At 66.9% G+C, this 22510-nt stretch carries 20 protein-coding genes and 1 pseudogene; 9 read left to right on the top strand and 12 right to left on the bottom strand.

The features are described from left to right. Positions 1-30: 30 nt before the first annotated feature. On the top strand, positions 31-1368 hold the full coding sequence (locus ABDV69_RS05305; protein ID WP_343572301.1) for a ClC family H(+)/Cl(-) exchange transporter: 1338 nt from the start codon (positions 31-33) through the stop codon (positions 1366-1368). Positions 1369-1447: 79 nt separating this feature from the next. On the opposite strand, the gene ABDV69_RS05300 is transcribed toward ABDV69_RS05305, so the two are convergent. The 3 genes from ABDV69_RS05300 to ABDV69_RS05290 form a co-directional block, all read right to left on the bottom strand. Beyond that, positions 1448-1744, bottom strand: coding sequence for a hypothetical protein (locus ABDV69_RS05300; protein ID WP_343572300.1), 297 nt, complete (start codon positions 1742-1744; stop codon positions 1448-1450). A 21-nt stretch (positions 1745-1765) separates the two neighbouring features. Beyond that, the gene (locus ABDV69_RS05295) at positions 1766-3283 is read right to left on the bottom strand and encodes an AMP-binding protein (protein WP_343572299.1); all 1518 of its coding nucleotides are present in this window, start codon (positions 3281-3283) and stop codon (positions 1766-1768) included. A 104-nt stretch (positions 3284-3387) separates the two neighbouring features. Next, positions 3388-4167 carry a crotonase/enoyl-CoA hydratase family protein gene (locus tag ABDV69_RS05290; RefSeq protein ID WP_343572298.1) on the bottom strand — a complete coding sequence of 260 codons (780 nt, stop codon included), beginning with the start codon at positions 4165-4167 and terminating at the stop codon, positions 3388-3390. An 88-nt stretch (positions 4168-4255) separates the two neighbouring features. Here ABDV69_RS05290 and ABDV69_RS05285 point away from each other — a divergent pair, with 88 nt between their 5' ends. Both ABDV69_RS05285 and ABDV69_RS05280 read left to right on the top strand, forming a co-directional pair. Beyond that, a complete protein-coding gene (locus ABDV69_RS05285) occupies positions 4256-5062 on the top strand; it encodes a 1-acyl-sn-glycerol-3-phosphate acyltransferase (protein ID WP_343572297.1) in 807 nt (268 codons plus the stop codon). After that, positions 5058-6077: pseudogene (locus ABDV69_RS05280) on the top strand (acyl-CoA synthetase); the annotation flags it as partial. The gene ABDV69_RS05285 and the pseudogene ABDV69_RS05280, both read left to right, overlap by 5 nt. A 152-nt stretch (positions 6078-6229) precedes the next feature. On the opposite strand, the gene ABDV69_RS05275 reads toward ABDV69_RS05280, so the two are convergent. The 3 genes from ABDV69_RS05275 to ABDV69_RS05265 form a co-directional block, all read right to left on the bottom strand. Then, entirely contained in the window at positions 6230-7648 is a 1419-nt protein-coding gene (locus ABDV69_RS05275) for a wax ester/triacylglycerol synthase family O-acyltransferase (protein WP_343572295.1), read from the bottom strand. A gap of 27 nt (positions 7649-7675) precedes the next feature. Next, positions 7676-8911 (bottom strand): alpha/beta hydrolase, encoded by a 1236-nt coding sequence (locus ABDV69_RS05270; RefSeq protein ID WP_343572294.1) that lies wholly within the window; start codon positions 8909-8911, stop codon positions 7676-7678. A 70-nt stretch (positions 8912-8981) separates the two neighbouring features. Further along, positions 8982-9233 (bottom strand): hypothetical protein, encoded by a 252-nt coding sequence (locus tag ABDV69_RS05265; protein ID WP_343572293.1) that lies wholly within the window; start codon positions 9231-9233, stop codon positions 8982-8984. Positions 9234-9441: 208 nt separating this feature from the next. Here ABDV69_RS05265 and ABDV69_RS05260 point away from each other — a divergent pair, with 208 nt between their 5' ends. The 5 genes from ABDV69_RS05260 to ABDV69_RS05240 all read left to right on the top strand — a co-directional run bounded on the left by ABDV69_RS05260 (position 9442) and on the right by ABDV69_RS05240 (position 14080). Further along, positions 9442-10311 (top strand): alpha/beta fold hydrolase, encoded by an 870-nt coding sequence (locus ABDV69_RS05260; protein WP_343572349.1) that lies wholly within the window; start codon positions 9442-9444, stop codon positions 10309-10311. Between the two features lie 86 nt (positions 10312-10397). Further along, entirely contained in the window at positions 10398-11294 is an 897-nt protein-coding gene (locus ABDV69_RS05255; RefSeq protein ID WP_343572291.1) for an alpha/beta hydrolase, read from the top strand. Beyond that, a complete protein-coding gene (locus ABDV69_RS05250; protein ID WP_343572289.1) occupies positions 11294-12406 on the top strand; it encodes an acyl-CoA dehydrogenase family protein in 1113 nt (370 codons plus the stop codon). Before ABDV69_RS05255 ends, ABDV69_RS05250 begins: the two co-directional genes overlap by 1 nt. A gap of 3 nt (positions 12407-12409) precedes the next feature. Beyond that, positions 12410-13570 carry an acyl-CoA dehydrogenase family protein gene (locus ABDV69_RS05245; RefSeq protein WP_343572288.1) on the top strand — a complete coding sequence of 387 codons (1161 nt, stop codon included), beginning with the start codon at positions 12410-12412 and terminating at the stop codon, positions 13568-13570. Between the two features lie 60 nt (positions 13571-13630). After that, a complete protein-coding gene (locus ABDV69_RS05240; protein WP_343572285.1) occupies positions 13631-14080 on the top strand; it encodes a hypothetical protein in 450 nt (149 codons plus the stop codon). Position 14081: 1 nt separating this feature from the next. On the opposite strand, the gene ABDV69_RS05235 is transcribed toward ABDV69_RS05240, so the two are convergent. Genes ABDV69_RS05235 through ABDV69_RS05225 form a run of 3 tightly spaced genes read right to left on the bottom strand, consistent with a single transcriptional unit; the run spans position 14082 to position 17421 of the window. After that, positions 14082-15383: an amidohydrolase family protein gene (locus ABDV69_RS05235; RefSeq protein ID WP_343572283.1), complete on the bottom strand. Its 1302-nt coding sequence runs from the start codon at positions 15381-15383 to the stop codon at positions 14082-14084. Further along, complete coding sequence (locus ABDV69_RS05230) at positions 15377-16435, bottom strand: CoA transferase (protein WP_343572281.1); 1059 nt, start codon at positions 16433-16435, stop codon at positions 15377-15379. The genes ABDV69_RS05235 and ABDV69_RS05230 overlap by 7 nt, the downstream gene beginning before the upstream one ends. Next, a complete protein-coding gene (locus ABDV69_RS05225; RefSeq protein ID WP_343572279.1) occupies positions 16435-17421 on the bottom strand; it encodes a MaoC family dehydratase in 987 nt (328 codons plus the stop codon). The genes ABDV69_RS05230 and ABDV69_RS05225 overlap by 1 nt, the downstream gene beginning before the upstream one ends. Positions 17422-17456: 35 nt before the next feature. Here ABDV69_RS05225 and ABDV69_RS05220 point away from each other — a divergent pair, with 35 nt between their 5' ends. After that, the gene (locus tag ABDV69_RS05220; protein WP_343572277.1) at positions 17457-18602 is read left to right on the top strand and encodes an acyl-CoA dehydrogenase family protein; all 1146 of its coding nucleotides are present in this window, start codon (positions 17457-17459) and stop codon (positions 18600-18602) included. A 23-nt stretch (positions 18603-18625) separates the two neighbouring features. Here the strand turns inward: ABDV69_RS05220 and ABDV69_RS05215 are convergent, their stop codons facing one another. The 3 genes from ABDV69_RS05215 to ABDV69_RS05205 all read right to left on the bottom strand — a co-directional run bounded on the left by ABDV69_RS05215 (position 18626) and on the right by ABDV69_RS05205 (position 22351). Then, positions 18626-19501, bottom strand: a complete 876-nt coding sequence (locus ABDV69_RS05215) for an enoyl-CoA hydratase/isomerase family protein (RefSeq protein ID WP_343572347.1) — start codon at positions 19499-19501, stop codon at positions 18626-18628. 65 nt (positions 19502-19566) lie between these two features. After that, positions 19567-21096, bottom strand: coding sequence for a fatty-acid--CoA ligase FadD4 (gene fadD4, locus ABDV69_RS05210; protein WP_343572276.1), 1530 nt, complete (start codon positions 21094-21096; stop codon positions 19567-19569). Between the two features lie 34 nt (positions 21097-21130). Beyond that, positions 21131-22351, bottom strand: coding sequence for a sodium:proton exchanger (locus ABDV69_RS05205; protein ID WP_343572345.1), 1221 nt, complete (start codon positions 22349-22351; stop codon positions 21131-21133). Positions 22352-22510 lie beyond the last annotated feature (159 nt).

Raw genomic sequence — 22510 nt, 5'->3', positions numbered from 1 at the left:
CAGTGTCCGCAGAGCCACTCTCACGACGCGATGACGATCCCCACTGCAGATCCCGATAAGCCCGACGACACCCTGCGGGGTTCGTTACTCATCTATGTCACGGCGATCGTCGCGGGGGTTCTTATCGGCTTCATCGGCGGCGTATTCCGCTGGTGTCTGAAAACAGCCGAGAGACTGCGCATCGATTTGGTCGATTGGGCGCACAAGCTAGCGGGGCCAGGTTGGCTGGTCCCGGTGGCCGCCGCCGCGGCCGGCGCGATCCTTGCCGCCTTGATCGTGCGGTGGCAGCCGCTGGCCGCCGGCAGCGGCATCCAGCACGTCGAGGCGGTTTACGAAGGCGAAGTCCAGCCACCGCTCATCCGGTTGCTCCCGGCGAAGTTCGTCGGTGGCTTATTGGGCATCGGATCGGGGCTCACACTAGGCCGGGAAGGGCCGACGGTGCATATGGGCGCCGCGATCGGAGCCGAAGCGGCGCGGCGCGCCCGGCTGCCCGATTCCCAGGTCCGGATGATGCAGACGGCCTTGGGCGGTGCCGGCCTGGCGGTCGCGTTCAACGCACCGGTCGGAGGCACCCTGTTCACCCTCGAGGAGGTCACGAAGTCGTTCCGGGTGAGAACCGTGCTGGCGACGCTCTTCGCGGCTTCCGCCGCTGTCGCGTGTTCCCGCGTCGTTCTGGGAAACCGCGCCGACTTCCAGGTCGGCCCCATCGGCACTCCGGCGCTCGCGTGGTTGCCCCTTTTCGTCGTCTTCGGCCTGCTCACCGGATTCCTGGGCGCCGTCTACAACGGGCTGATTTTGTGGTTCCTCGACCACGTCGCGGCGATTCGCCGAATCCCGACCCTGGCGAAAGCAGCCGTCATCGGTGCCATCATCGGCCTAGCGATGTTCGTCTACCCGCTCGCGGTGGGCGGCGGCGACCCCCTGACGCAAGAAATACTCGGCGCACGCCACCTCGCACTCTCCGTGGTCGTCGGATACCTCGCGGTGCGGTTCATCGCCGGACCTCTCTCGTACTCGGCTGCCGTACCCGGCGGGCTGTTCGCGCCGCTGCTGGCCGTGGGTGCGCTGTGGGGACTGCTGTTCACCAGTGGCTTCAGCGCCGTGTGGCCCTGGCACGCATCGCAATTGGCGGTTCCGATGGCGCTCGTCGGAATGGCGGCATTCTTCGGGGCCACTATCCGCGCACCCGTGACGGGGATGGTCCTCGTCGCAGAGATGACGGCCACGACCGAGGTGCTCGTGCCGATGATGGCAGCCACCGCAGCGGCGGTGCTCGCCGCGCACGCCGTGAGGTCGCGGCCGATCTACGACAGCCTGCGGGAGCGGATGCCCGATGAAACTTCCATCCAGCGACGCGGTTACGGTTAGCCGACGCGGTGGCGATCAGCTCGAATTCCTCATCAAGGCAAGGGAATTTGTGGTTCGCAACAAGCTGAGTCAATAGCCTTCAGTCGCTGGCGGGCAGCGGCTTGACCTCTTTGAGGTGCAGCTTGGCCTGGCCGACGCTGAGGCTTCCGGCGCCCGGCTTGGTCACCAGCACCTCGGCGCCGGTGTCGTCGACGTAGCGCTTGCCCATCACGGTGCCCTCGCCGAAGGCGGGGTCGAGCTTGCCGGACCGCTCGGCACCCAACTCCACCATCGGCACCCCACCGCAGCGCAGGTCTTCGAGGCTGTCGGCGCTCCGGACGACGATCACCTGGGTGTCGCAGACCTGGCTGGCCAGCCGGGTTCCGTTCTTGATCATGATCTCGATCCTTGCGTTCGTTTACTGCTCGGCCGAAGCGGCGCGAAGCTCTTCGACGATGTCGCGGCGAAGCACTTTGCCCGTCGCGTTGGTGGGCAGCTCGTCGCGAAAGACTACCCGGTCGGGGGTGCGGGACCCCCGCAACCTTTTGCGGACATGCTCGCGCAATTCCTCGGCGTCGGGGTCGGCGCCGACGGCCGGCACCACCACCGCGACGATTGCCTGCCCCCACAGCGGATCCTCGACACCGACGACCGCGACGTCACGCACGGCCGGGTGCTCGACGAGCACGTCCTCCAGTTCGGCGGGGGCGATGTTCTCCCCGCCGCGGATGATCGTGTCGTCGCTGCGGCCGCCGATAAAGAGGTAGCCGCCCTCGTCGAGCATGGCGATGTCCTTGGTCGCGAACCATCCGTCGGCGTCGAGCACCGAGCCGATCCCGGTGTAGCGCCCGGACACCTGCTCGCCACGGACGAACAGCTCGCCGGTCTCCCCGGCCGGCAACACCGCGCCGTCCTCCCCGCGGATCTGCACCTCGACGCTGGGCACCGGCTGACCGACCGAACCCAACCGCCGCAGCACCGCCGGGTCGGCGGAGGCCTGCGCCTCGCGGTGGTCGTCGGGCGTCAGCACCGCGATCGTCGAACTCGTCTCGGTCAGTCCGTAGGCGTTGACGAACCCGACGTGCGGCAACAGTTCGAGGGCCCGGCGTACCAGCGGCAACGGCACCTTCGAGCCGCCGTAGGCCAGGGTGCGCAGCGACGGCAGAGGCTGCCCGCCGCCGTCCAGGGCGCTGACGATCCGGTCCAGCATGGTCGGCACCACGGTCGCGCTGGTGACCTGCTCGGCGTCGATCAGGCGCAGCCACTCTTGCGCGTCGAAGACCGGCAGATAAACCATCTTGCGTCCGGCATACAGATTCGACAGGGCCGCGCTGACCCCGGCGATGTGGTACGGCGGTACACAGATCAGCGCGGCGTCGGTCCCCTCGGCGGACCCGAATTCGACGGTGCCCATGACGTAACTGGTCAGGTTGTTGTGGGTCAGCTCAACGGCTTTGGGCTGCGACGTGGTGCCCGAGGTGAACAGCACGATGCCCACCGAGTCGGGGTCGGCGAACTCGGCAGCCGGTTCGGCGTCGCGGGCTTGGGTCAGGAAATCGTCGGACAGGATGACCTGCTTGGCGGCACCGTCCAGACCGTCCGCCCCACCCAACTCGTCGAGATAGCGGCGGTCGATGACCACCAGCGGCTCGGGCAGCCGCGCGATCAGCGTCTTGATGCCCTCGGCCGAAAGCCGGTAGTTGATCGGCGTGAACGTCAGCCCGGCCCGCGCCGAGGAGAAGATCAGCAGCGGCAGCATGGCGCCACCCACACCGACGTAGGCGACGTGGGACGCATCCGATGCGGCGATGACGCCGGCGCCGCCGCCGGCGAGATCGCTGAGCTGCCGCGTTGTCAGTCGGACATCCCCGGAGACGACGGCCGTCCGCTCGGAATCGCTCGAGCTGGCCATCTCGAGAAGTAGCGAAATACTCACGCTCGCACTTTCCGTGGAGTCGACACGTTACAAAGTTTGGCAAAAGTGTCATGCCAGTCTAGATGACGCCAGAAATTCCGCTGCGCATGGCCGAGCGCCGGAGCTCAGGTGCCGGTCCATTTGGCCGGCCGCTTCTCGGCGAACGCGACCGCACCTTCTTTCGCGTCGTCGGAGCCGAACACCGGCATCAGGATGTTGTTCTGCTTGGCGAACCGCTGGTCCGGGCTCCAGCCACGGGACTCGACGATGATCTGCTTGGTGGCCGCCACCGCGAGCGGCCCATTGGCGGTGATCCGCTCGGCCAACTCGATCGCGGCGTCCAGTGCGCCGCCGGGCTCGGCGAGCACGTTGACCATGCCCAGCGCGTGCGCCCGCTCGGCGGTAAAGCTCTCCCCGGTCAGCGCCAGTTCCATCGCGATCGCGGGAGGGATGCGCTCGGGCAGCCGCAGCAACCCTCCACCCCCGGCCACCAGTCCGCGCTTGACCTCGGGGATGCCGAATGAGGCGTCCTTGGCAGCCACGATCAGGTCGGTGGCCAGCGCCAATTCGGTGCCACCGGCCAGCGCGTAGCCTTCCACCGCCGCGATCAGCGGCTTGACCGGCGGTCGCTCCGTGAAGCCCATGCCACGGCCCTCGACGATGGGCACCTCGCCACGGGCAAACGCTTTGAGGTCCATGCCCGCACAGAACGAGCCGCCCGCACCGGTCAGGATGCCGACCGAGAGTCCGGGGTCTGAATCGAGCTTGTCCATCGCGTCGGCCAGACCGTGGGCCACCGCGGAATTGACGGCGTTCTTGGCCTTGGGTCGATTGATGGTGATGATCAGGATCCGGTCCCGCTGTTCGACGAGGACTTCGGGTTCTGCGACTTCTTCAGTGCTCACGACGCTGTGACGCTCCTTTTGGATCTTGGACAGTTGTCTGTCGAGAGATCGTATCGAGCCATTTCAGCTCGGCTAGCATCACAGCCAAATGGCGGCCACCGATGTCGAACCCAGCGAGATGAACAAGTGGGATCCCGGTCTCACCGAACGGGTGATGGGGTGGCTGCGTCCGCTGATCAAGGGCTATCACCGCGCCGAGATACGCGGCCTCGAGTCCTTCCCGCCGGGCGGCGCCCTGGTGGTGGCAAACCATTCCGGCGGTTTGTTCGCGATGGACGTGCCGGTGTTCGCCACCGGCTTCTACGAGCAATTCGGTTACGACCGTCCCGTCTACACCCTGAGCCACGACATCATCTTCACCGGACCCACCGGCGAGTTCTTCCGTCGCACCGGGTTCATTCGGGCGAACCACGAAAACGCCGACGAGGCACTGCGATCCGGCGGCGTGGTGGTGGTGTTTCCCGGCGGTGATTACGACGTGTATCGACCGACGTTGTCGGAGAACGTGATTGACTTCGACGGACGAACAGGTTACGTGCGGGCCGCGATCAACGCCGGGGTCCCAATCGTGCCGACGGTGACCATCGGCGGTCAGGAGAACCAACTCTACCTGTCCCGCGGGATGGGACTGGCCAAGGCGCTGCGGCTGGACAAGCTGATGCGGGTGAAGATCCTGCCGATCTCGGTGGGCTTCCCGTTCGGGCTGTCCGCGGTACTGCCGGTCAACGTGCCGCTGCCCACTAAAATCGTGATGCAGGTGCTCGAACCCATCGATGTCACAGCCCAATTCGGCGACGACCCCGACATCGACACGGTCGACTCGCACGTCCGGCGCATCATGCAGAAGGCGCTCGACGGGCTGGCAACGCAGCGTCGCCTGCCGGTGCTCGGCTAGTGTTCGGCCCGACAAGTACCTGTGCATCGTCGCAGTGGTTCGCCGCGAAGGTCTCTCTGTGACAAGCGGATTCGGCATGTCGGCGCAGCGTTGCCCGAATCGGGCCGCGCTGATCGACGAACTCGGCTCACTGAGCTAACGCGAACTCGACCAGCGCGCCGACGCGTTGACCGTTGCGCTGCAAGGCTCGCCGACGTGGTCGACCGCGAAGGTGCGGATGCGGTGATCTACGACGAGGAGTTCACCGAGTCGGTTACCGATCCTCCTTCGCAGCACCACATCACCGTCGAGAGTCTGATCTCGAGTCACCTCGGCGGGCGGCCCGTCAAAACAGACCGCAAGGGCAAGATGCTCCTACTAACCTCTGAGACCACCAGTAATCCCAAGGGCGCCAAACATTCCGATGGTGGTGGCGCCGATGTTTCACGCGTGGGGTTTCTCGCAGCGCATCTTCGCCGGAGGTGCCGGTATTGTTCGACCGGATCGTGGACCTGCCCGAGGACGTGCGCCGCCGCTACCGCGGGAAAACCCGGTTTGGGCAACGAGATTCGGATTCTCGACTCCGAGCATCGTCCGGTACCCGCCGGTGAGGTGGGCCAGATCTTCGTGCGCAACTCCAACCGCTTCGACGGTTACACCTCCGGCGACGGCAAGAACTGCCACGACGGCTTCATGGCATCGGGCGACGTCGGCCGCCTCGACAAGGCCGGGCGACTGTAAGTGGTGGGGCGCGACGACGAGATGATCGTGTCCGGCGGCGAGAACGTCTGTCTACCCGATCGAGGTGGAGAAGACGCTGGCCACGCATCCCGATATCGCCGAGGCCACCGTGCTGGGCGTCGACGACGAGCAATACCGGCAACGACTGGCGGCTTTCGTGGTGCTGACGCCCGCCGCGTCGGCGACGGTGGACGACCTCAAGCAGCATGTCCGCGGCAGCCTGGCCAATTACAAAGTGCCTCGCGAGATCATCGTGCTCGACGAATTGCCGCGCAGCAGTACCGGCAAGATTTAGCGGCGCGATCTGCAGAGTCACATCGGCACCAGCAGCACCTGAGTGCGCTGGCAAGCTTTCTGCCCACCTCTGAGCGAAAGCCGAAACCAATTCGCTCGAAGGCGGGCACATCGCTTGGCGCCCGGGTCTGCGGCCAGCGTGACGCAAGCGGCTCAGGCCGGAGCCAACGCCCCCTCGATCACTGTCAGCTTCTCGGAAAGCCCCGCAGCGCGCCGGATTTCGATCAGCTCGTCGATCACGGCCTCGGTGACCTCGTGCGGGTCGTCGACGGTCGCACCGTCGACGAGCACCGAAACGTTCAGTTGGTCAACGTAACTCCACACGGTGATGTTCAGGCCGCTGCCGGCGGTCAACGGACCCACCGAATAGATCTCGGTGACCAGTGCGCCGCCGACCCGGCCATGCTGACGCGGACCCGGGACGTTGGATATCGGCAAGTTGAGCACCTTGTTCTGCCCGTCGCGGGCGGCCAGCCAGCGGAACAGCGACTCCGAGGGTCCCGGCGGGAAGTAGGCCGCCCATCGGCTGACCAGTTCCGGGCCGAGCAACTGGTGGCTCTCCTTGGCGGCGACGGCGTAGTCGTGCGAGCGCCGCACCCGCTCCAGCGGATCGTCGATGTCGGCGGGCAGCGCCACCATCATCCCGGTGAACAGGTTGCCCGACACTCGATCCGGTGAGAAGTCGAAGCTGACCGGCACCGACGCCAGCAACGGGTGGTCGGAGTCGCCGTCGTATTCCAGTCGTAGCTTGCGCAGCGCTCCCGCCGAGAGCGCCAACACCATGTCGTTGATTGTGACCCCGAGCGTCTTGCCGGTCTCCTTGACGTCACTGAGCGCCAAAGTCGCTGTGGCGAAGCGACGTTCGGACGTGAGCAGGTGGTTCATGAAGGTCGGCGGCGGGGTGAACGGCATCGTCAACTCCGGCGAGAGCTTGCGCGAACTCTGCCGCACCCGGTTGATGCCCTTCGCGGTGTAGCCGAGGGTCCCCGGAATCCGGCCGATATGGCGCATGTGATCGGCGAACGCCGAGCGCACCAGTTCGCCGGTCGACGGCGCCGGGTCGGGCGCGTACCGGACGTTACGATCGGGCGGCCCGGGCACCAGATCCATGCCGCGCGCCAGCAGGTTGGCCGCGGCGACCCCGTCGGCGAGCGCGTGATGCACCTTGCCGACCACCGCGATTCGGTTATCCGCCAGGCCTTCGACAAAGTACAACTCCCAGAGCGGGTGGTCGCGGTCCAGTGGCGTGCTGGCGATCTCGCCGACCGCCCCGTCCAACTCGCGACGGCCACCCGGGGCCGGCAGCTTCCATGGCCGCACGTGATAGGTCAAGTCGACGTCGCAGTTTTCCCGCCACATCGGATGATGCAATTTGAGCGGAACGTCAACCAGCTGATAGCAAAACGGCTCCAGCTTGTACAACCGGCTGTGGATCACCCGGCGGAACGCGTCGATGTCGAAATCGCGACGGTCGGGGTCCAGCTCGATCACCGCGACTTTGAGCGTGTGCATGTGCACATTCGGCGTCTCGCTGTAGAGCAGTACCGCGTCCCAGCCGCTCAGCCGCTTCATGGGTCGGACCCTACAACCGCGCAGCGGCTAAATAACCCCTTTGGCCAGGGTTCCGGTGGCCGCGATCATCCGGTCGCGGTAAACCTGGCCCAAAAACAGTCCGACCGCGGTCGACACCGCCCCGGTGCGCATTCCGTCGGTCAGGTCGAAGCCGTGCCCGGCGCCGGGCAACTCGACGTAGCTGACCACCGAGTGCGAGATCGATCGGAGCCGCTCCACGAAGCTGCGCGCCTGCGCCACCGGGATGACCGTGTCGCTGCTGCCGTGGATCACCAAAAACGGCGGGGCATCGCGGTGAATCCGCGCAATCGGCGAAGCATCGCGGAACACCTTCGGGTGGCGGTCGATTCGGCGCTTGACCACCACCCGTTCCAGGAAATCGACGAAGCGGTCACGTTCGAAGGTGGAACGGTCTTCCCAGTCGTAACGTCCGTAGATCCCGACCACCGCGTCCACCGAGGTGTCCGAATCCGGGGGCAGCTTGGTCTGCATGTCGGGATCGTTGGCGGTCAGCCCGGCCAGCGCCGACAAGTGTCCGCCGGCCGAACAACCCGCTACCGCAATGAAATTGCGGTCACCACCGAACTTGTCGACGTTGGCGCGCGCCCAGGCGATGGCGGTTTTGACGTCGGTGATGTGGGCCGGCCAGCGGTTGTGCGGGGAGACCCGATATTGCACCGACAGGCAGATCCAGCCCATCTCGGCCAGTCGCGACATCAGCGCGTAGCCCTGCAGTTGACGTCCGCCGTGCACCCAGGCGCCGCCGGGAACGAAGATCAGCACCGGTGCCGGGCGCACCGGCAGATCCTTACGACGCCACACGTCCAGCAACTGCGACAGGAGCCTGCCGTAGCGCACCGACGTGCGGTGCAGGAAGCGGCGGTGTTGCAGCGCGCGCCAGATCGGCGGGGCCTTGTCGGGCGCCGGCCACTCGATGTCGAGGTCCTGGTCGGATACGACGCCGCGCAGTGCCGCGTCCAAGACCGCATTCGTCTGATCCTGGTCGGCGTGGTGGTTCACATCGACGCGCGGGCTCTGCCACGACGTCTTGAACGCCGCCAGGAATTCCGGCAGGTGCCGGTAGCCCCACACACCCATCGCGGTCAGGCCGCCGAGCGGTTCCAGGTGTCTGCCGACCACGGGCAGCGAAGCCATCGCGTCGCTCCAGGCCAGTGCGTAGTCGCCCGGCCGCGCCCGCAGCAACCATTTCGCCCGGGACGTGAGGGGCGGTCGGCGAGGCCTGCTCGCCGCTGGATCCGTCATCGGGGGATCCTAACCCGACGGATGGCGGCCAAACGGTGAACGCGGTCAGTTCGGTGACGGCGCCAGCAAACTACTCTCTCGCCTGACGACTGACCAGGCCAGTCACAGACCGCGAGTCGATCTCTTCGCCCCCGTCGCCGTAGTAGACGCGGTACTCCTCGGTTGCCGTCGTCTCCTTGTCCGAGACTTCGTTCGCGCCGCGAGTTCTGCTGTCGGTTGTCCGGATGACTTTGATCCATCGGCCAGTCCGCGGATCCTGAAGCATGTCACCCTCGCGGATTTCCGAAAGTGGCACTCGTTCTATTGCATGTTCGGAGCTCATTTACCCTCCGTCAGGTTGGTGAGCAGCGTTCGGCTTCAGGTCAGAGTTCCGGCGATCACCCTCACGCGGCAATCTTTTTTTCTAGCTACTGCTGGTAGCCGACGGTACCGTAGGTTGCAGCACTGTCGGTCTCGCCAGCAAAGCTGCCGTCGTGACGCTCTGCCAATCTTGTCGAAAACCGCAGAAGGAGGCCGGTCCGGTGAGCGAGATGCAGTATCTCGACCTAAACGGTGAGCGGGTCGCCTATCGGGACACCGGGTCCGGCGAGGCTCTGCTGCTGATTCACGGCATGGCGGGAAGTTCGGCGACGTGGCGGGAGGTCACACCTGCGCTGTCGAAGAAATATCGGGTGGTGGCGCCCGATCTGCTGGGACACGGTGAGTCCGCCAAGCCGCGCGGTGACTATTCGCTGGGTGCGTTCGCCGCATTGCTGCGTGATCTTCTTGATGAACTCGGCATCAGCCAGGCGACAGTGGTCGGTCAATCACTCGGCGGCGGTGTGGCCCTGCAGTTCACCTACCAACACCGCGATTATTGCCAGCGACTGGCTCTTATCAGCAGTGGCGGCCTCGGCCCTGACCTGAGCTGGATCCTACGAATGTTGTCGGCGCCGGGGGCCGAGCTCCTGTTACCGGTCGTCGCGCCGCGGCCAGTGTTGAACGTCGGCAACAAGCTGGGGTCATTGCTCACGTCGGCCGGGGTGCAATCGCCCCGCGCGCGCGAAATGTGGAGCGCGTATTCCTCGTTGGCGGACCAACGGACCCGGCAAGCATTCCTCCGTACATTGCGGTCGGTGGTGGATTACCGCGGTCAAGCGGTCAGTGCGCTCGGCAAGATTCACGTCAGTGATGGCCTACCCACCCTGCTGATCTGGGGCGATCAGGACCGGATCATTCCGGTCGAGCACGGCTACGCCGCTCATGACGCGATGCCGGGTAGTCGACTCGAGGTTCTCCCTGGTATCGGGCACTTCCCGCACGTCGAGTCCCCGGCGGCGGTGGTCGACATCCTCGACGATTTCATCGCCACCACAGGCCACGACCTCGAACTCGGGGCTGGTGAACCGGACCAGAATTGAGATAGGCGTTTCATCGGACGAGAGGGCTGTCACTCCAGGACGTAGCCCAGAACCGGGACGCGGTAGGCGTTGGCGATACTGGACCGATGCCGAGCGCCGATTTCCACCCAGACCTACGCACAGTCGCGCGTTTCGCGCCCCGCGCACCGCTGAGCCCGCGCACGTTGCGAGTGATCCGCGCGCTGTCATCGGTCGCGCCGCGCGGTAAGACCCCGGACGGTGGCGAGGCACTCATCCTGGGCTCCGGGGTTCGGGTGCGACTGCACCGCCCGGTCGGCGTCAGCCAACCCGGCCCGGCGCTGCTGTGGATGCACGGCGGTGGCTACGTGATGGGCACTGCGAAACAAGACGATCAGCTGTGTCGCCGATTCGCCCGCGCACTTGGCGCGACCGTCGCGGCGGTGGACTACCGGCTGGCCCCCGAGCACCCCTACCCCGCGCCGCTGGAGGACTGCTACGCGGCGCTGTCCTGGCTCGCCGCACTGCCGGCGGTCGACCCAGCGCGGGTCGCGATCGGCGGGGCGAGCGCCGGTGCAGGGCTGGCGGCGGCGTTGGCTCTGCTGGCGCGCGACCGCGGCGAGACCAAGCCGGCTCTGCAGTTACTGGCCTATCCGATGCTCGACGACCGCAGCGGATCGACGCCGGCGAACCCGAACTACCGGCTGTGGGGACCGAAGAGCAACCGTTTCGGCTGGGCGGCGTACCTGGGCAACGCCGACCCGAACGTCGCGGTTCCGGCGCGCCACCAGGAATTGAGCGGACTGCCGCCAGCCTGGATCGGCGTCGGCACGCACGACCTGTTTCACGACGAGAACCTCGCCTACGCCAACCGGCTCACCGCGGCCGGCGTGCCATGCCAGGTCGAGGTGGTGCCCGGGGCGTTCCATGGCTTCGACCTGGTGGTGCCCAAAGCGTCTGTGTCGCAGTCGTTTTTCGCCAGCCAGTGCGCAAGCCTGCGGTCTGCATTGGCTGCGACGGCGTGATGCCATTCGCGGTGAGCGAGGAACAGCGGGCGCTGCGCGGCGCGGTCGCCGATCTGATGGCCCGTCACTGCGGTGAGCCGCAGGTGCGCGCACAGATGGCCACCGACAAGGGTTTTGACCCGTCGATGTGGCGTGAACTGACAGCCATGGGTCTGATCGGCTTGCTGATCGACGAAGAGTACGGCGGCGCCGGAGCGACCCCGATCGAAATGGGCATCGCGATGGAGGAGATGGGCCGGGCGCTGCTGGTCAGCCCGTTCCTGTCGACGGCGGTGCTGGTGCCGAGCTTGCTGACCGCGATCGGCGACGTCGGCGAGTGTAACGCGGTGCTACCGCGAATTGCCGCGGGTGAACTGATCGCGACCGCCGCCTTCGCCGAAGACGGCTCGGCCCGGTTGCCGGCGACGATCGCCACGTCCGCGGGTCTGATCGGCGACACCTGGCACCTCACCGGTGACAAACACTTCGTGCTCGACGGGCTGTCCGCGGAGCGGATCTACCTGCTGGCCGCCACCGATGACGGTCCGGCCGTGTTCGCGGTCGATGCCGGCGCTGACGGCCTGTCGGTGACGCCGCTGTCTACCGTCGACCCGACCCGCAAGCAGTGCCGACTGCAATTCGTCGACACCCCAGCATGTTTGATCGGCAAGCCGGGTGCCGGCGTTGAGGCGTTCAACGCGGCGCTGGACCACGCGGCACTGGCCCTGGTCGCCGAGCAGGCCGGCGGCGCGCAGTGTGCGGTCGAGATGGCATGCGAGTACGCCAAGACCCGCTTCCAGTTCGGCCGTGCGATCGGCAGTTTTCAAGCCGTCAAGCACATGTGCGCCGACATGCTGTTGGAGGCCGAATCCGCGGTGTCGGCAGCCCGCTTCGCCGCGGCGGCCTTCGCCGCACAGGCGCCGTCTCGTATCGCGGATCTTGCCCTGGCACAGGCCTATTGCTCGGATGCGTTCGTCTTCGTCGCGGCGACCAGTATCCAGGTGCACGGCGGTATCGGGTTCACCTGGGAGCACCCGGCGCACTTGTATCTGCGCCGGGCCCGCAGCGATGCTCAGTTGCTGGGCAGCGCGTCGTGGCATCGGGAGCGGTACATGCAGCAGATCGGAGCGTGACCCGTGCACGACGACGCATTGCGCGCAGAAGTCCGAAACTGGTTGGCGGACAACTGGACTCCCAGCATCGATCGCGCCGGCTGGGCGCACCTCGTGGTCGACGCCGGTTGGGCAACCCCCAGCTGGGAGCCGGAGTTCTACGGCCGCGGTCTCACCGATGCCCAATCCCGGCTCGTGGCAGCGGAATTCGCGGCCGTCGGGGCGCATGGCTGCGGCCACGACCGCGGGAACTTGTTCGCCTGCACGCTGCACGACATGGGAACCGAGGAGCAGAAACGACGACTGATTCCGCCGTCGATACGTGGCGAGACCAAGTGGTGCCTGCTCTACAGCGAGCCTGGCGCAGGGTCGGACCTGGCCGGCCTGCGCACCCGGGCCGAGCGCGACGACGACGAGTGGGTGATCAACGGGCAGAAGGTGTGGACGTCGTTCGCCAACACCGCGGACTACGGCATGCTGGTGGCCCGCACCGACTGGGATGTGCCGAAACACCAGGGCATCAGCTTCTTCATGCTGCCGATGCGCCAGCCCGGCGTGCAGGTCCGGCCGATCCATCAGATCACCGGTGAGTCGGAGTTCAACGAGGTGTTCATCGAAGACGCCCGCGTTCCGGCGGAAAACCTGGTCGGCGAGTTGAACGCCGGCTGGTCGGTGTTGCAGGCCGCACTGGGCTACGAGCGACGGTTCATGGCCGACATCGCCCGCACCGCCAAGGACGTCAAGCGCCCTCGCGACGAGAAGGGCCATCTGCTGGTCGAATTGGCGCGCGATGCCGGCCGACTGGACGACCCCTACATTCGTCAGCAGATCGCCCGCGTCGACGCCCTGGCGACGGTCAACCGGTGGAACACCCAGCGCTCCAAAGCGGCGACTGATCGCGTCGAGTCGGCCACGTTGATGGCGTTGGGAAAGATCGCAATGTCACGGATCCTGCACGAGACCGCGCGCGTCGAAACCGAAATCGTCGGCGCGCAAGCGATGTTGACCGGCCCGGACAACCCAGTCGGCGATGCGGTGACGTTCCGGACGCTGAACGCCTACTTCACCTCGATCGGCGGCGGCACCGACCAGATTCAGCGCAACATCGTCGGCGAGCGCATACTGGGCTTGCCGAAAGAGCCTGACCCGTACAAGAACACACCGTTTCGCGAACTGCCGCACTGATCGGGTGACGCGCCTGGGTCGATGCTTGAACTTTGCCTGCTTCGCAGCCATCCTGGCAGCGTGGCCGCCAACGACAAGCCGTCCCGGGGAATCCTCGATCCCGTCGCGCGTAAGCTACGTCTGCCGTTCGGGACGCCCGAGTTCATCGACAGGGTGATTCGCGGAAGCGTGAACCAGGCAGGTCGGCGGACTTTGTACATGTTGCTCAGCACCTGGGACGTCACCGGCGGCGGGCCGTTTGCTGCCAGCGCGATCGCCACGGCCGGCCTGGCCAAAACGGTCGACATCGCGCAGGGCCTGTTCATCGGGCCGGTGTTCAATCCCGTGCTCAAAAAGCTGGGGGCCGACCACGTGACATTCCGCGCTTCGCTGTGCGCCTCGCAGGTCGTCGGTCTGGGCATCATGCGCTATGGGGTGTGTGTCGAACCGATCCACTCCCTCGATGTCGACACGCTGGTCGACGCGGTAGCACCGACGTTGCAGCGCTATCTGATTGGCGACATCACCTGATTCAGCCGTCTCGGTAGGCGACATGCCCGCCGATGATCGTCGCGGCAACCGTCCCGGCGTCCAGTTCGCTCAGCGCGGTTTCGGGTGCGACGCTCAGCACGCACAGGTCGGCGGGCTCGCCGGGCGCGACGCGGCGTGGCCGGGTGGGCCGGTCGGCGCGGCCGAAGAACATCGTCAAAGCTGTTTGGGCCGAGATGCATTCGCCGCCGCCCAGTAGGACGCCGCTGGGCGTGCGGCGATGCACCGCGGCGCGCATCGCCGCCCACGGGTCGCCATCGCCGAACGGCATATCGGTGGACAGTGCCACCGGCACACCGGCGTCGAGCAGCGACGCCACCCGCCAGAGTTGATCGTGCTCGTCGGCCGGCACCTCGTCGAGGTACTGATCGCCGCGCTCAGCGACGAAGTTGGGCTGGGTCACCACAGTGATCCCGAGGTCGGCCAGATCTTTCAGGCAATCCGACCGGACGACGGCGGCGTGCTCGATGCGATCGCCGGGGTAGCAACCGGTTTCGCGCAGCGCAGCGATCGTCACCAATAGTTGTGCGGCGGTGACGCAGTGGATCGCCACCGGGCGGGCTTCGCTGTGGCGCCCGGCGATCCAGGTTGTCAACTGTTCGAGGTCCAGGTCGTCGTCGTGCAGGATGCGTTTACCGGGGGCCAGGCAGTGCACGTGCTGCCGTAATTCACCGCGTCGATGCAACTCCGCCAGCCCGACGATGTCAGCGATGGCGAGATCCGGTGTGGCGTCGGTGATTCCGATGACACCGTAGCGGCTGAGCCGGTCACTGAGGTCGGCCAGGTTGGTTTCGCTGCGACCCAAGGCTTCGGCCCAGGAGTCGCTGCTGCGAAGTCGGCCGTCGGGGTGGTCGGTGAGGCCGATTCGTCGCAGGCCGGCCGAGTTGAGGATCCACAGCACGCCGCTGCGATGCTGGATGCGCACCGGCGTCGCGGGGGCGATGGCGTCCAGCGCGTCGCGGTCCAGCGGTCCGGCGACCGAGTCGTGGTAGGCCACCGCGCGGATCCAGCCGTCTGCGCCGGCCTCGGCACCGGCCAGTGCTGCGGCCAGGCCGGCGGGATCACGGACCTGCGGCGGGCCGACCCGAAGTGAGGTCGAGGCCGCAGCCGCGGAATAGAGGTGTACGTGGTGGTCGTGCAGACCGGGCAGCACCGCCCCGCCCGCCGCGTCGAGGACGTCCTCACCCGCCCGCAGTGCCAGGGTCTCGGCCACCTCGTCGATGCGGTCGCCCACCCTGATGTCGACGGTCGCGCCGTCGAGCGTCACTGCCCGCTGAATCAGCATCTGGCGCAGAGCTTCTCGGCGACCAGGAGCTCGACCGCCGAGTTGTCGGCGCCGAGCGGCGACGCGGGCGACGTCGCCGGCCGTGCGACTGTCGGCACGTCACCGGTTGGCGCGTAGCGCGCGGCCACCTGGGCCATCGCGACGTCGATCACTTCGCCGCCGCCGCGGCGCAGCGACTCCCCGATGGCTCGCGCCGCCTCCAACCCGCTGAGCGGGTCGGCGATCGCGTCGCCGAAGAACGCCGGTCCGTCACCGACCAGCCCACCGGCGACCGCGGCGTCGTCGCCGAATGCCGGCCTCTCGGGCTGGTCGTGATATCCGTTGATGCGCAACCAGATTCGGCCCGGCGGGCCGGACACGGTCTCGGCATCGAGTCGGCGCCGTCGCAGCGCCGCCGGGCGCGAGCCTTCGATCACGATGTCGGCGACGCTGAGCAGTCGGCGCACGGCATCCGCTTGCGCATCGAAGTGGACTGCATAGGAGAGTTTTCCGGTGTTCATCCAATCGAAGAACGCCGGCCCACCACGCCGGGTGCCGTCGGGCCGGGTCGGGCTTTCCACCTTGACGACGGTGGCTCCGGCACGGGTGAGCAGTTGCCCGCACAGCGGCCCCGCCCACAGCGACGACAAATCCGCCACCAGCAGCCCGTCGGCTCGGCGCGACTCGACGGCGGCACCACCCGACCGCACCGTCGGCGCCGCCGCCGAGGCTTCCCCCAGCCCGGCGGCCGCGATGTCGAGCAGCCGGGCCCGGGCCGTGACCTCTGTGGTGGATCGCGTTGCCGCCCAGCGGGATAGCTCGCCCCAGGGATCGGTGACCGCGTCGATCTCCAACAGCGCGGGCAGCGCAGCGATGTCGTCGTCACGCGGTAACGCGACCGCCCACCAGCCGTCCGCGGTGGGCAGCAGTCGGGTGGCGCCGCCGGCCGAGATAGGGCCGGGCTGGCCGAGGTTCAGTAGCACGGCGCGACCGGCCAGGATCGTGTCGGCGTCGACTGCCACACCGAGCAGCTCGCCGATATCGGCGGCCACGCGGCGGGCTTGCACCAGCATCAGAATTGCAGCGCGGTGAAACGCCAGTCCAGGACGTGCCGTGGCTCCTCGGGGTTGTCGCTGACGGCGTAGACCAGCGACCGCAATCCCAGCACCCCGCCGCCGTCGGTCGGCTCGGCCGACTCGATGCGCAATTCGCTGTAGAGGGTGTCGCCCTCGTACACCGGACCGGTGTGGTCGCAGGACTTCCAGCCCAGCACCGTCGCCAGGTTCGGCAGCAGCTTGCCGGCTTGCGCCAACGCCAGCCCGATGGTGTGGCCACCGTAGACCAGGCGCCGTCCGCCGAGTCGCGAATCATGATGGACGCCAGCGATATTCAACGTCACGCGGGCCAGTTCCGGTGCGCTGCTGACCACGTCGGCGCTGCTGTGCAACACCGAGCCGGCCAGCCCGGTGTCGAAATGCGGCCCGGCGACCCGCTCGCGAAACACGTCGCCGTTCCAGTCCGCGGCCGCCGACGGTGGCGCGGCCAGATCGGCGCCGATCGTCGACAGATCGTCGTCATGGTCGGCGGAGTCGGGGTCGGCGCCGGCGCTCAGCGGCAGCATCGCGCAGCGGTAGAAGTCCAGGATCAGCCGGTCGGCTTGGTCGATGGTGGTGATCCGCAGCGCCATCAGGCCGGTCGGCGCCCGGCCCGGCCGGTGAGAGTTCTTCTTCAGCCCGACGATCTCGGTGCGGGTGAACAGCGTGTCGCCGATCCCCGGGAACCGGAAGAAGGTCAGGCCGCGGTAGAACAGGTTGGCCTTGACGTGCTGGGTGGCCACCGTCGACTGGCCGATCGCGACGTCGCAGACCAGGCCCGGGTGCGCCAGCGGCGCCGGCAGCCCGGTGACCGCGGCAGACAGTTCGGCGTCCAGCGGCAGCCGCAACCGGTCGCCGAGGATGGACTGGTGCACCGCGGCCAGCCCAGGTGTCAGCGTCATCGACGGCGCACCGGTGAAAACCTGGCCGGTGTGCACCTGGTCGAAGTACGGGCCGACGGTCATCGTGATCCCACCCCGCGGCATGCCACCATGGGCCCATGAATGACGACGAGGCGATGCTGGTCGCCACGGTGCGCGAGTTCGTCGACAAAGAGGTCAAGCCGACGGTGCGTGAACGGGAACACGCCAACGAGTATCCCGAAGCCTGGATCGAGCAGATGAAGCGCATCGGGATCTACGGGCTGGCGGTGCCCGAGGAGTACGGCGGCACCCCGGTGTCGATGTGGTGCTACGTGCTGGTCACCCAGGAATTGGCGCGCGGCTGGATGAGCCTGGCCGGCGCGATGGGCGGCCACACCGTGGTGGCCAAGCTGCTGACGCTCTTCGGCACCGCGGAGCAGAAGCAGCGCTACCTGCCGCCGATGGCCACCGGCGAACTGCGCGCGACGATGGCGCTCACCGAACCCGGCGGCGGCAGCGACCTGCAGAACATGTCGACCACCGCGCTGCCCGACGGCGGCTCAGATCTCGTCGTCAACGGATCCAAGACCTGGATTTCCAATGCCCGGCGGTCGGGTTTGATCGCGTTGCTGTGCAAGACCGACCCGAAAGCCACACCACGACACAAAGGCATTTCGGTGCTGCTCGTCGAGCACGGGCCGGGGCTGACGGTGTCACGCGACCTGCCCAAGCTGGGCTACAAGGGTGTGGAGAGTTGCGAGTTGTCGTTCGACGGCTACCGGGCGCCGCAGTCGGCGATTCTGGGCGGCGACGCGGGCCAAGGCTTTTCGCAGATGATGAAAGGCCTTGAGACGGGCCGCATTCAGGTTGCGTCCCGCGCGTTGGGCGTGGCGACCGCGGCCCTGGACGATGCGCTGGCCTACGCGCAGCAACGGGAAAGCTTCGGCCGGCCGATCTGGAAGCATCAGTCAATAGGCAACTACCTGGCCGAGATGGCGACCAAGCTGACTGCGGCCCGCCAGCTCACCCGCTACGCCGCCGAACGCTACGACAGCGGTGAGCGCTGCGACATGGAAGCCGGAATGGCCAAACTGTTCGCCTCCGAGGCTGCCATGGAGATCGCGCTGAACGCCGTGCGAATCCACGGCGGCTACGGCTATTCATCCGAATACGACGTCGAGCGGTACTTCCGCGATGCTCCGCTGATGATCGTCGGCGAGGGCACCAACGAGATCCAGCGCAATGTGATCGCCGCGCAGTTGGTGTCCCGCGGCGGGCTCTGAAGCGAGCGGCCACACGGCGCGCGCTAAACCACCGCGTCGACCAGCCCCCAGGCCAGCGCGGTCTCTGCATCGAGCGTCAGCCCGGTCAGCACCAAATATGCTGTGCGCCAACGGTCTATCCGGCGGGTCACGCTGACGGTGCCGCCGGCTCCGGGAATCAGTCCCAGTCTCAGCTCGGGTAGCCCGAACACTGCATCGGGGGCGGTCGTGATCCGGCCGCAGAAGGCGGCCATCTCCAACCCGCTGCCCAAAACCTGGCCGTGCACCTCGGCGCGGCAGGCCTTTCCGAGTCGGGTGGTCAGCGCGTCGAGCGCCAACGCCGGGCTGTAGCGGGTGCGGGCCAGATGCGCGCTGGCCGGGTCGGTGAACGTGCCGAACTCATCAAGGTCTCCCCCGCTGCAGAACGACGGCCCGTTGCCGGTCAGTACCACCTCGTCGACCGACGAATCAAGTTGCGCCACAGCTAAAGCCTCCAGCAGGGCGGCTCGGGCATCAGTGCAGAACGCGTTGTGGCGCTGTGGGCGGTTGAACGCGATGTGCAGCGTGTCGCCGTCGCGGCGGGTCTGCACGGGATCGGGGATGCCGGGCGTCGCAGCGGGGCCGCGGTCGGCCAGCCAGCGGGCGAACTCCTTGCCCGCCTGCAATGTGGAATAGGCCAGCGACTCGGTCACAACTCCGGCTAGCGTCGAACCCGCCGGATCCACCGACCGCAGCACGTCGTCACAGGTCGCCGCGGCGGTCGGCCAGCGTTCGGCCCGCTCGCTCAGTTGGCTCAGGGCTGTATCGATCGACGGGACGGCGATGGCCCGACGGTCGTCGACAACGTCCTCGGTAAGCGTGAAAGTGGCATTTTGCAACCAGAATTCGGATGCGTGAGCCAGCGACCCGACGGCCACAATCGGATCGCCGAGCAGCGCAGCGTCGAGCGCCGAGTCAGGCTCCGATACCTCGACGACTCGCAGTGTCACACCGAATACTTCTTCACCAGTTCGTGTTTGAACATCTTTCCGGTGTCGGTGCGCGGCAGTTGCGCTTCGAAGGAGATCGACTTCGGGCACTTGTAATGCGCCAGCCGTTCCCGCAGCCAACTGCCCAACTCGCCGGCGAACTCGTCGGTCGCGTCGGCGGGGTCGACGGTCTGGACCGCGGCTTTGACGCTTTGGCCCATCTCGTCGTCGGGAATCCCGAACACCGCCGCGTCCAGCACTTTCGGATGCGTGACGAGCAGATTCTCGGCTTCCTGCGGGTAGATGTTCACCCCGCCGGAGATGATCATGTGGTGCCGACGGTCGGTCAGGAACAGGTAGCCGTCTTCGTCGACGTAGCCGACGTCGCCCACCGTCGTCCAACCGTGCTTGTCGCGCGACGCCGCCGTCTTCTCCGAATCGTTGAGGTACTCAAAGGAAAGGCCGCCCTCGAAATAGATTTCGCCGGGTTCGCCGGGTGACAACTCGTTGCCGTTCTCGTCGAGAATGTGCAGCTGACACATCATCGGCTTGCCCACCGAACCGGGGTGCGCCAGCCACTCGTCGGCGCTGATCAGCGTCGACCCGATCGCTTCCGAGGAGGCGTAGTACTCGTCGACGATCGGCCCCCACCAGTCGATCATCTGCTTCTTGATCTCCACCGGGCACGGAGCGGCGGCGTGCATCACCCGCTCCAGGCTGGACAGGTCGTACGAATTACGCTTTGCCTCAGGCAGTTTCAGCATGCGGGTGAACATAGCGGGCACGAACTGTCCGTGCGTGACCCGGTGGCGCTGGATGGCGTCCAGGCAGCCTTCGGGGTCGAACTTGTCCAGGACCACCGTGGTGATGCCGCCGGCCTGCACCGTCATCGACCACACCGATGGCGCGGTGTGATACAGCGGCGCCGGGCTGAGATAGACCGCGTCCGGGTGCATCCACAACCCGACCAGTGCCGACATCATGCCCGGCGCGTCGGCGGGCGACACGTGCGGCAGCGCCCGTTTGATGCCTTTGGGTCGGCCGGTGGTGCCCGACGAGTATTGCAGTAAATCGCCTTCGCGTTCATCGTCGATCGGCGTATCAGGTTGCCCGGCAACGCATTCCGGATAACGCTGCCACCCGTCAAGATGGTCGTCGGCAATCAGCAGCAGTCTGGGCAGGCCGTCCGGTAGATGCTCAGCGAGGTTCTCGCAAGTCTTACGCAGCGCGGCCGATCCGATGATCGCCTTGGCGGCGCTGTTGTCGATGATGTACGCCGCTTCCGACGCGGTCAGGTGCGTGTTGATCGGCACGTAATACAGGCCGGCCCGCCGGGCCGCCCACATCACCGCATGGACGTGCTCGTTGTTCTCCATCAGGATCGCGACGGCATCGCCCTCGACCAGGCCGGCCTGCCGGAAGTGCTGCGCCAGCCGATTGGCGCGAGCCTCCAACTCATCGAAGGTGATCACCGTGCCGGACGGGTGCAGGATGACGGCGGGCTTGTTGGCACCACCCTGACCGGAGGTGTGCTCGCGAATCTGCATGGGCAGACTGTACCGCCGCAAAACTTGACAGCTGTCAAGAGGGCTGCGGATGTGGGTGTCCGCCGTGCCGCTTGGCCCGGCCGCCGAACGGTGCGGCCAGCGTCGCCGGCAACTCCCGCCGATACCGCACCAGAGCCACCGCGGCGATGGCCGCGTACACGCCACTGAGCAGCAGTCGCCCTGCGGTCGAGCTGAGCGGGAACTGCACGATGAACAACCCGAGCAACGTCCAGGCGGTCCAGCGCTGGAACCGCAGACCGAGCAGCAGCGTCACACCCATCAGCGTCTGGGCCGCGGTCAGCACGATCTCTTCGACTTGGCGGGCGTCCACATGCATTGCGGCACTTCCGCCGCCGAGCATGAACGCCACTGGCAACGAGCCGATCAGCAGCGTCCACTGGTTGACCTTCGCCGAGATCAGCGTCGCGATCGCGACGCCGCCCTTGCCGCGGGAGGCGAAAATGGTCGCGATGATGAATTCCGGCGCCTCCGACGCCAGCGGGGCCAGCCACTGCACCAGCAGGAAGCGGTCGATACCCAGTTTGACTCCGGCGCCGATCAGGTTGTCCGCGAACGGTTTTGCGCACGTCACGATCACGGCTGCGGCGAGCAGGAACAGCGCGGTCACCGCGACGCGGCGCACCCGGTCCGGCAGCGTGCCCAGCACCGCGGCGGTGCCGATCAGCTCGGGTTCCTCGACGTCGCCGCGACTCAACTTGTACAGGTAGAAACCGAACCAGGCCAGCAGCGCGACCCCGAACGCGAGGTGGATGCGGCCGGTGACGGGAATGACGAAGGCGGCCACACCCGCGAACATCAAAAAGCCGATCTCCACCCGGTTGCTGGTCTCCAGCTCCAGCCCGTCGGGCGTACGTCCCGAAGTCCGGCGGGCCACCAGCACGCTGACCAAGACGACGACCGGCCACCCGAGACCCATCAGCAGCCGGTTCGACCCGGTCATGTTCGCCGCCGCGTATTGGGTGTACTCGGGCACGTGGCCGGCGGTGTAGGCGTAGTACAGGTCGACGGCGTACTCGGGCAGCACGGCGATCACGGCCAGCACGGCGACGGCGAGGCCACCCGCTACGTCGATCTGAGCGGCTTCGGCGGCCCAGGCCAGCACAAAACTGGCACCCACGACGGCGGCGCCGTAGGCGATCAGGCCGACAACGGGATCGAGCTGAACACCGAGGACACGCAGCACCAGGGCGGGAACGATGGCAACGCTCACCAACGTCAGCGAACGGAACAACATCAGGGATCGGGCACGCGACTCCGTTACAGCCCCCGCGGTTGCCGTCACGCCGCTAAGGTACCCGCCGACGAACCGTCCAGCAACATAGCCTGGCTACCGAACCGATTTCCGGCACGAATGAAATTTGCTGTTCAGCAAGGTCACATCCGAGATTTCGGC

Source organism: Mycobacterium sp., from assembly GCF_039583785.1.
In the GTDB taxonomy this organism is placed as follows: domain Bacteria; phylum Actinomycetota; class Actinomycetes; order Mycobacteriales; family Mycobacteriaceae; genus Mycobacterium.
This window is presented reverse-complemented; position numbering and strand designations above follow the sequence as displayed.